Here is an 8710-nt window from a genome sequence, read left to right on the forward strand (position 1 = left end):
CTAGTGGCCTAGGACACCGCCCTTTCACGGCGGTAACAGGGGTTCGAGTCCCCTAGGGGACGCCATTTGCGGGAATAGCTCAGTTGGTAGAGCACGACCTTGCCAAGGTCGGGGTCGCGAGTTCGAGTCTCGTTTCCCGCTCCATATTTGACGAAAACGCCGCTCACCGAGTGGCGTTTTTGTTTGTAACAGATGTTAGAGTCCCCCAGGGGATGCTTTTTGCGGGAATAGCTCAGTTGGTAGAGCACGACCTTGCCAAGGTCGGGGTCGCGAGTTCGAGTCTCGTTTCCCGCTCCATATTTAACAAAAACGCCGCTCATTGAGCGGCGTTTTTGTTTGTGCGCGATTTATGTCCATCGTAGAAAAAAGGCCCGCCAGTCAGACTGAGCGGGCCTTTATAGGCGCGTCGCAGGTTCAGTCCACGTGGTAGTGGACGGACAACGTGCCTTTCTTTTGCGAAAGGGACGAGATCGTGACCGTGCCCAGGTCTTTCAGGCTACGTACATGGGTGCCGCCACAGCCATAGGCCGGCAGTTCACCGAAACTGATTTCCCGGGCGCCTTCGCGCAGCGATGTCAGGCGCGGCAGATCATGGGCGATCCACTGTTCGAGGCCGTCCTGAACGGTCTGCGGGTCAACGTCATGGGCCGAGTCTGCCGGTTTGAATTGCACACGTCCTTCGCCGGGCCAGTGATGCGCCTTGATCGGCATCCAGCCCATGGCCTGGACGAAGTGGCCAATCAGGTGGCCGGCCGAATGCATGCGGGTATTGAACTGGCGACGTTGCTCGTCGATGCGGATCTGGGTCATGCCGGGGTTGACCGGCTGATCGACGAAATGGACGATCCGGTCAGGATCCTGGACTACGCGCAGTACCCGGCTGTCGCCGATCCACCCCGTATCGCAAGGTTGTCCGCCGCCCTGAGGGTGAAACAAGGTTGCGCGCAGCACCACGGCGAATTCGTTCTCGTGAGGTGCGCAGTCCAGGACTTCCACATTGGCCTTGAGGTCATCACTGTGGAAAAAGAGGCGAAGCGTCATATTCCAAGCTCGTAATCAAATTTCTATTTTTTATTATATGAAGCGTGGATTAGCGTGATAATCCGTTCAAACATCAAAGGACTGTTGCGTTGTGAGCATAAATCTTCCACTGCCGTTGCTGGGTGAAATGGCGATTTTCGTCAAGGTCGTCGAAACCGGCAGCTTCTCCGAAGCCGCTCGGCAATTGGGCTCTTCGCCCTCGGCGGTGAGTCGCAGCATCTCGCGACTGGAGAAGGCCCTGGCCACCCGTTTGCTGCAACGGACTACACGAAAGCTGCGTTTGAGCGATGGTGGCGAGGAGGTCTTCAAGCGGTGCCAGGAGATGGTCAACGCGGCCCGGTCCGTGATGGAAATCAGTGGTCAGTTCACTGATGAGCCCGAGGGAGTGGTGCGCATCAGCGTCCCTAAAGCGGTAGGCCGAATCGTGATTCACCCGCATATGCCGGAGTTTTTGCGCCGTTATCCCAAGGTGGATGTGGAGTTGTTGCTTGAGGATCGTCAGGTGGATCTGATCGACGATCACGTCGACCTGGCGATTCGCATCACCGACCGGCCACCAGCGGGATTGGTGGGGCGGCAGCTGCTGAGCATCGACCATCTGCTCTGCGCCACACCCGAGTATCTGGCCGAGCACGGGACGCCGACTCACCCCCATGACCTGCTCAACCACAGTTGCCTTTACCTGGGCGAAACCCCGAGCGATGCGCGGTGGAAGTTCAAGAAAGGCAGCAAAACCGTAACCGTCGGAGTGCGCGGACGGTATGCCGCCAATCACACCGGTGTACGTTTTGGCGCGGTGTTGCAGCACATCGGCATTGGCAGCCTGCCGTATTTCACCGCACGTCGTGCCTTGGAGAAGGGGTTGATGGTGCAGGTGCTGCCGGACTGGACGTTCCTGGCGTCCTACCACGGAGGCGCCTGGTTGCTGTATTCGCCAACCCGATACCTGCCGCCCAAGCTACGGGTATTGATTGATTACCTGGTGGAGTGTCTGGAGAAGGAGCCGACGTTGGGCAAGCCAGGCAAGTCGAGCACGCTGAGTACGCCGGTTTCGGAGTATGAGTTGCCCGAGAGTGAAGGGTTGTTCTGAGGCAAAAGCAAAGATCGCAGCCTGCGGCAGCTCCTACAGGTGGTACGCAATTCCCCTGTAGGAGCTGCCGCAGGCTGCGATCTTTTGTATCAGTGCTTGCTGTCCTGATTCGACAACGCCAGCAGCTGTTTCTCCTGGTTCCAGTCGAAAGGTTCGTCATTCTGTTCGGCTTCGAAACGACGCTCTTCCAGTGCCTGGTACAGGTCGATTTCTTCATCGGACAAGTAGTGCAGGCAGTCACCGGCGAAATACCACAGCAGATCCCGTGGGATCAGGTGGGCGATTTGCGGATAACGGGAAATGACTTGAGTCAGGATGTCCTGGCCCAGGTATTGGCTTTCGATCGGATCGATCGGCAGTGACGCCAGCAGTTCGTCGAAGCGCTCCAGGAACAAGGCATGGCTTTCTTCGGGAACCTGTTCGGCCTCACCTACGGCGACCAGGATGCTGCGCAAGTGGTCGAGCAAAACGAGATGATCGGCAACGATGTTGGACACGAGATAAGTCCTCAAGAGCAAAACGGGCGCGGGAGTATAAAGCTCCCGCGCGCATTTTCCCATGATCGAGAGCTGGATGGATCAGCGCACGCTACCCTCGGTCAGGGCTATTTCCTCTTTATCGAAAGCATCGACATCGATCACTTTGCGTCGCGATGCTTCGGCCTCACGCAGTGTCTGGGCTTCCACCGGTTGCAACACGCCGGCTTCCAGTGCGGCCTCGATGACATTTTCCCCGGCGACCGGTTTGACCTGACCGCTCTTGAGCGCCACGTGCAGTTTCTTGCGCAAGGGTTGCGCAGCGTCCAACAGATTGCAGGTGTGCTGCAGGACGCCAACAGGGTCTTCGACCGATTGCGGGCGGTAGCAACCCAGCAGCACTTCTTCCAGGGCCGGATCGCCCTTGGCGCGGCCAATCACCGCCGCCACTTCGGCGCCGAGTTTGTCCGACGGCCCTTTGTGGCGACGGCCGAACGGGAACACGATCACTCGCAACAGACAGCCCAGCACCTTGTTCGGAAAGTTGTCGAGCAGTTCATCCATGGCCCGCTCGCCGTGCCCGAGACTTTCCTCCATGGCCCAGGTAAACAGCGGCTTCATGTACTCCGGCGAGTCGAGGTCGTTGTACCGCTTGAGCGCGGCGCTGGCCAGGTACATGTTGCTCAGCACATCGCCCAGCCGTGCTGACAGGCGTTCGCGCCGTTTCAGTTCGCCGCCGAGCAGCATCATGCTGAGGTCGGCGAGCAGGGCGAAGGCGGCAGCCTGACGGTTCAGCGCGCGGAAATAACCCTGGCTGAGCTTGTCGCCCGGCATGTGCTCCAGGTGCCCGAAACCCAGGTTCAACACCAGCGTGCTGGCGGCGTTGCCCACGGCAAAGCCGATGTGCTTGAGCAGCAGGCCATCGAACTCGGTGAGTGCCTGGTCCTTGTCCTCCCGTGTGGCCAGGGCCATTTCCTTGAGTACGAAGGGGTGGCAGCGAATCGCGCCCTGGCCGAAGATCATCAGGTTGCGCGAAAGAATGTTCGCGCCTTCCACGGTGATGAAGATCGGCGCGCCGTTCCATTTGCGCCCCAGGTAATTGTTCGGCCCCATGATGATCGCCTTGCCGCCATGCACATCCATCGCCTGGCTGATGCACTCGCGGCCGCGCTCGGTGAGGTGGTACTTGAGGATCGCCGACAGCACCGACGGTTTTTCGCCGAGGTCCACCGCGTTGGCGGTCAGCATCCGTGCGGCGTCCATCATCCAGGCATTGCCGCCGATGCGCGCCATGGCTTCCTGGATACCTTCGAAAGCGGCAATCGGCACGTTGAACTGCTCGCGAATCTGCGCGTACTGGCCGGTCACCAGGCTGGTGAACTTGGCCATGCCGGTGCCCACCGCCGGCAGGGAGATCGAACGCCCGACGGACAGGCAATTCATCAGCATCATCCAGCCCTTGCCGAGCATTTCCTGGCCGCCGATCAGGAACTCCAGCGGCACGAACACATCCTTGCCGGAGTTCGGGCCGTTCATGAACGCCGCCCCCAGGGGCAGGTGACGACGGCCGATGTCCACGCCGGGCAGGTCGGTTGGAATCAGCGCCAGACTGATACCCAGGTCTTCCTCTTCGCCCAGCAGGTGGTCCGGGTCATAGGCCTTGAACGCCAGGCCGAGCAGGGTAGCGACCGGGCCCAGGGTGATGTAGCGTTTTTCCCAGTTCAGGCGCAGGCCGAGGGTTTCCTTGCCTTCCCATTCGCCTTTGCAGATCACCCCGGTGTCGGGCATGCCGCCGGCGTCCGAACCGGCGAGGGGACCGGTCAGGGCAAAGCAGGGGATTTCATCGCCGCGCGCCAGGCGTGGCAGGTAATGGTTGCGCTGTTCGTCGGTGCCGTAATGCAGCAACAGTTCGGCAGGGCCGAGGGAGTTGGGGACCATTACGGTGGAGGCGAGATCGCCGCTGTGACTGGCCAGTTTCATCGCCACTTGCGAGTGGGCGTAGGCCGAGAAACCCTTGCCGCCAAACTCCTTGGGGATGATCAGGGCAAAGAATCCCTGGTCCTTGATGTAAGCCCAGGCCTCGGCCGGCAAGTCCATGGTTTGACCGAGCTGCCAGTCACTGACCATGGCGCAGAGTTCTTCGGTCGGGCCGTCGATGAAGGCCTGTTCTTCTTCGTTCAGTTGCACCTTGGGATAGGACAACAGTTTGTTCCAGTCCGGACGACCGCTGAACAGTTCGCCGTCCCACCACACGGTGCCAGCTTCGATGGCATCGCGTTCGGTTTCCGACATCGGTGGCAGGGTTTTCTGGAACCAGTTGAACATCGGTGCGCTGAAGAACTTGCGGCGCAGGTCAGGCAAAAGCAGGGGCGCCGCCACGGCGGCGGTCAGCACCCAGAAAATCAACAGCAGCCAACCCGGCGCGCGACTGAACGCGCCCATTGCCAGCAGATAGACAGCCACGATGCCCAGGGCAGGCAGCGGCGCGATGCGACGGTGGGCTAAATAAGCTATCCCGACAACCAGAACCAGTATCCACAACAGCAGCATATTTAATCCTCCGTGAACCCAGGGCGTACCAACCCACAGAGCTTAGACGGCATCCGTAAAACCGGGTGGTCAGAGCGAGGGGATTGAAATCGTGGGAAACCCTGGATGATTGTGTAGGCCTTAGGCGCGACAGACCGTGAAAAATCGTTCATTGAGCGGGCGACAAAGCGCCCATGTTTGGCCGAAACGTCGTTATCTCTGTGCTGAACCTCTCGATAGACTCGAGACTTCTCAAGGAGATTGCCCGCATGCACGAGTACCTGAGCCCCGGCCGCTTCATCGATAGTGACCACCCCTGTGTGGTGGAGTTCGCCGAAAAACACCGCGGTGCCAGTCGCGACCCGCTCGAGCAGGCGGTCCATCTCTATTACGCCGTGCGCGAGGCCGTGCGCTACAACCCCTATACCTTCAGCCGTGATCCGCAGACCTTGTGCGGCAGTCATGCGCTGGCGGCCGGGGAAAGTTACTGCGTGCCGAAAGCCACACTGCTGGCCGGTGCAGCGCGGCATTGCGGCATACCCGCGCGGATCGGTTTGGCGGACGTGCGCAATCATCTGTCGACTCCACGCTTGCTCGAATTGCTCAAGAGCGACGTGTTCGCCATGCACGGCTACACCGAGCTTTATCTGAATGGTCGTTGGGTCAAGGCCACCCCTGCGTTCAACCAGGGCTTGTGCGACCTGTTCAATGTGGCGCCACTGGAATTCGACGGGATCAACGACAGCGTTTTTCATCCCTACAATCGCGACGGCGAGAAGTTGATGGAGTACATAATCGATCACGGCCAGTTCAGCGACGTGCCGGAAAAGTTCTTCTTCGAACACCTCGAAAAGTGTTATCCGCACCTGTTCGACGAGCAACTGCCGGCGCTGCTGGGGGACATGCAGAGCGATTTGAGTCGCGCCTGATCCGGCGTATGCTGCCTGCGCATTCATCCATAAAGAGGCGGTCATGCTGAAGATCTGGGGTCGGAAGAATTCATCGAATGTCAGGAAACCATTGTGGGCCGCCGAGGAACTGGGCCTGGCCTATGAGGCCATCGACGCCGGCGGTGCCTTTGGTGTGGTCGATACGCCCGAGTACCGCGCCATGAACCCCAATGGCCGCGTGCCGGTGATTGAAGACGATGGCTTCGTGCTGTGGGAATCAAACGCCATCGTGCGTTACCTGATGGCCAGGCATGCAGCGAATACGTCGTGGTATCCGGCGGACCTGCAAGCGCGGGCCAGCGCCGAGAAGTGGATGGACTGGACCACGTCCAGTATTGCCGGACCATTCCGCACGGTGTTCTGGGGCGTCGTGCGCACCCCAGCCGAGCAACAGGACTGGCCCGCAATCAAGGCGGCGATCAAGGAATGCGAGACGCTGCTGGCGATGGCCGACCAGGCGCTGGCGACCCAGCCCTACCTGTCCGGTGACGAGATCGGCATGGGCGACATTCCCTTGGGCAGTTTCATTTATGCCTGGTTCGAGATGCCGATCGAACGTTCGCCCAAGCCCCATCTGGAGGCCTGGTACGCACGATTGCAAGAGCGTCCGGCGTATCGCAAGGCGGTCATGACCGCGTTGACTTAATACTCACTATCGACACACTTGACTGTACTTGTGCGGCGGCGACAAGCACCATTGCGTCCATGCGCCGCGGTTGTTTTGCTTGCCGCCCGCCCATATCTGTCCCTTTCTTCCCCTTCTTGGTGCGTAATCCGATATGAGTTCCGCTCTGTCCATCCGGCAGCTAACCAAAACCTACGGCAACGGTTTCCAGGCCTTGAGTGGTATCGATCTGGATGTCGCCGAAGGTGACTTCTTCGCCTTGCTCGGCCCCAACGGCGCCGGCAAATCCACGACCATCGGCATTCTGTCGACCCTGGTGAACAAGACCAGCGGCACGGTGAATATCTTCGGTCACGACCTGGACAAGAACCCGGCGGCGCTCAAGCGCTCCATTGGCGTCGTGCCCCAGGAATTCAACTTCAACCAGTTCGAAAAGACCTTCGACATTGTCGTGACCCAGGCCGGTTACTACGGCATCCCGGCGAAAGTCGCCAAGGAACGCGCCGAGCAGTACCTGACCCAGCTTGGTCTGTGGGACAAGCGCGATGTGCCGTCGCGTTCGCTGTCCGGCGGCATGAAGCGTCGCCTGATGATTGCCCGTGCACTGGTCCACGAACCGCGCCTGTTGATCCTCGACGAACCGACTGCTGGCGTGGACATTGAACTGCGTCGCTCGATGTGGACCTTCCTCACCGAGCTGAACAAGAAAGGCATCACCATCATCCTCACCACGCACTACCTGGAGGAGGCTGAGCAGCTGTGCCGCAACATCGGCATCATCGACCACGGCGTTATCGTCGAAAACACCAGCATGAAGCAGTTGCTCGGCCAACTGCATGTGGAGACCTTCCTGCTGGATTTGAAGAGCAGTGTGAGCGCGTCGCCTCAGCTGCTTGGCTATCCCTCTCGTTTGCTCGATGCTCACACCCTGGAAGTCCAGGTGGACAAAAGCATGGGCATCACCGCGCTGTTCACTCAGCTGGCGCAGCAGAACATCGAAGTGCTGAGCCTGCGCAACAAAACCAATCGCCTCGAGGAGTTGTTCGTGTCCCTGGTGGAGAAAAATCTGTCGAAGGTGGCGGTATGAGTTCCGAGCTGCAACCCAACCTCGTTGCCCTCAACACCATCGTTTACCGTGAGGTCCGGCGCTTTACCCGGATCTGGCCGCAGACGCTGCTACCGCCAGCGATCACCATGGTTCTGTACTTCGTGATCTTCGGTAACCTGATCGGTCGACAGATCGGCGACATGGGTGGCTTCACCTACATGGAGTACATCGTGCCGGGCCTGATCATGATGTCGGTGATCACCAACTCCTACGGCAACGTGGTGTCGAGTTTCTTCGGCAGCAAGTTCCAGCGTTCCATCGAAGAACTGATGGTGTCGCCGGTGTCGCCGCACACCATCCTGATCGGCTACACCCTCGGTGGCGTGCTGCGCGGCTTGATGGTCGGGATCATCGTGACGCTGCTGTCGCTGTTCTTCACTGATTTGCAGGTGCATCACCTGGGCGTGACCGTTCTGGTGGTGGTGCTGACGGCGACGATCTTCTCGCTGCTGGGCTTCATCAACGCCGTATTTGCGCGCAACTTCGATGACATCTCGATCATCCCGACCTTTGTGCTGACGCCGTTGACCTACCTGGGCGGGGTGTTCTACTCGATTTCGTTGCTGCCGCCGTTCTGGCAGACCGTATCCTTGGCCAACCCGGTATTGCACATGGTCAATGCGTTCCGTTACGGCATTCTTGGCGTTTCGGATATTCGGATCAGTATCGCGATCACGTTCATGTTGGTGGCGACTGTGATTCTGTACCTGGGATGTGCGCGGTTGCTGGTGAGTGGGCGCGGGATGCGTACCTGATCGTTGTCTCGCGGATGTACCCGATCTACTGTAGGAGCTGGCTTGCCAGCGATGGCGGCTTGACTGAGTACATATCCATTGCTGCGGTAACGGCCACTTATGGTTTCGCCCTTACGGCGAGTCACTTGGAAAAACG

At 59.4% G+C, this 8710-nt stretch carries 8 protein-coding genes and 2 tRNA genes; 7 read left to right on the forward strand and 3 right to left on the reverse strand.

The features are described from left to right. Positions 1-68 precede the first annotated feature (68 nt). Both SOP95_RS31010 and SOP95_RS31015 read left to right on the forward strand, forming a co-directional pair. Positions 69-144 (forward strand) — tRNA-Gly (locus SOP95_RS31010). A gap of 77 nt (positions 145-221) precedes the next feature. Beyond that, a tRNA-Gly gene (locus SOP95_RS31015) sits at positions 222-297 on the forward strand. Between the two features lie 117 nt (positions 298-414). On the opposite strand, the gene SOP95_RS31020 is transcribed toward SOP95_RS31015, so the two are convergent. Beyond that, positions 415-1041, reverse strand: a complete 627-nt coding sequence (locus tag SOP95_RS31020; protein ID WP_274072938.1) for an alanyl-tRNA editing protein — start codon at positions 1039-1041, stop codon at positions 415-417. A gap of 91 nt (positions 1042-1132) precedes the next feature. Between SOP95_RS31020 and SOP95_RS31025 the strand changes: the two genes are divergently transcribed. Continuing rightward, positions 1133-2131: a LysR family transcriptional regulator gene (locus tag SOP95_RS31025; protein ID WP_274072939.1), complete on the forward strand. Its 999-nt coding sequence runs from the start codon at positions 1133-1135 to the stop codon at positions 2129-2131. An 89-nt stretch (positions 2132-2220) separates the two neighbouring features. Here SOP95_RS31025 and SOP95_RS31030 read toward each other — a convergent pair whose 3' ends face one another. After that, complete coding sequence (locus SOP95_RS31030; RefSeq protein ID WP_007991629.1) at positions 2221-2628, reverse strand: PA2817 family protein; 408 nt, start codon at positions 2626-2628, stop codon at positions 2221-2223. Positions 2629-2709: 81 nt separating this feature from the next. Next, a complete protein-coding gene (locus SOP95_RS31035; protein ID WP_274072940.1) occupies positions 2710-5157 on the reverse strand; it encodes an acyl-CoA dehydrogenase in 2448 nt (815 codons plus the stop codon). Between the two features lie 248 nt (positions 5158-5405). Here SOP95_RS31035 and SOP95_RS31040 point away from each other — a divergent pair, with 248 nt between their 5' ends. From SOP95_RS31040 to SOP95_RS31055, 4 genes are all read left to right on the forward strand, one after another. Beyond that, positions 5406-6065, forward strand: coding sequence for a transglutaminase-like domain-containing protein (locus SOP95_RS31040; protein ID WP_323609461.1), 660 nt, complete (start codon positions 5406-5408; stop codon positions 6063-6065). A gap of 43 nt (positions 6066-6108) precedes the next feature. Continuing rightward, positions 6109-6732 carry a glutathione S-transferase family protein gene (locus tag SOP95_RS31045; protein ID WP_323609462.1) on the forward strand — a complete coding sequence of 208 codons (624 nt, stop codon included), beginning with the start codon at positions 6109-6111 and terminating at the stop codon, positions 6730-6732. 133 nt (positions 6733-6865) lie between these two features. Next, complete coding sequence (locus SOP95_RS31050; RefSeq protein ID WP_323609463.1) at positions 6866-7798, forward strand: ABC transporter ATP-binding protein; 933 nt, start codon at positions 6866-6868, stop codon at positions 7796-7798. Next, positions 7795-8574: an ABC transporter permease gene (locus tag SOP95_RS31055; RefSeq protein ID WP_274072944.1), complete on the forward strand. Its 780-nt coding sequence runs from the start codon at positions 7795-7797 to the stop codon at positions 8572-8574. Before SOP95_RS31050 ends, SOP95_RS31055 begins: the two co-directional genes overlap by 4 nt. The last annotated feature ends 136 nt before the right edge of the window (positions 8575-8710 follow it).

This window comes from Pseudomonas sp. YuFO8 (genome assembly GCF_035065025.1).
In the GTDB taxonomy this organism is placed as follows: domain Bacteria; phylum Pseudomonadota; class Gammaproteobacteria; order Pseudomonadales; family Pseudomonadaceae; genus Aquipseudomonas; species Aquipseudomonas putida_AE.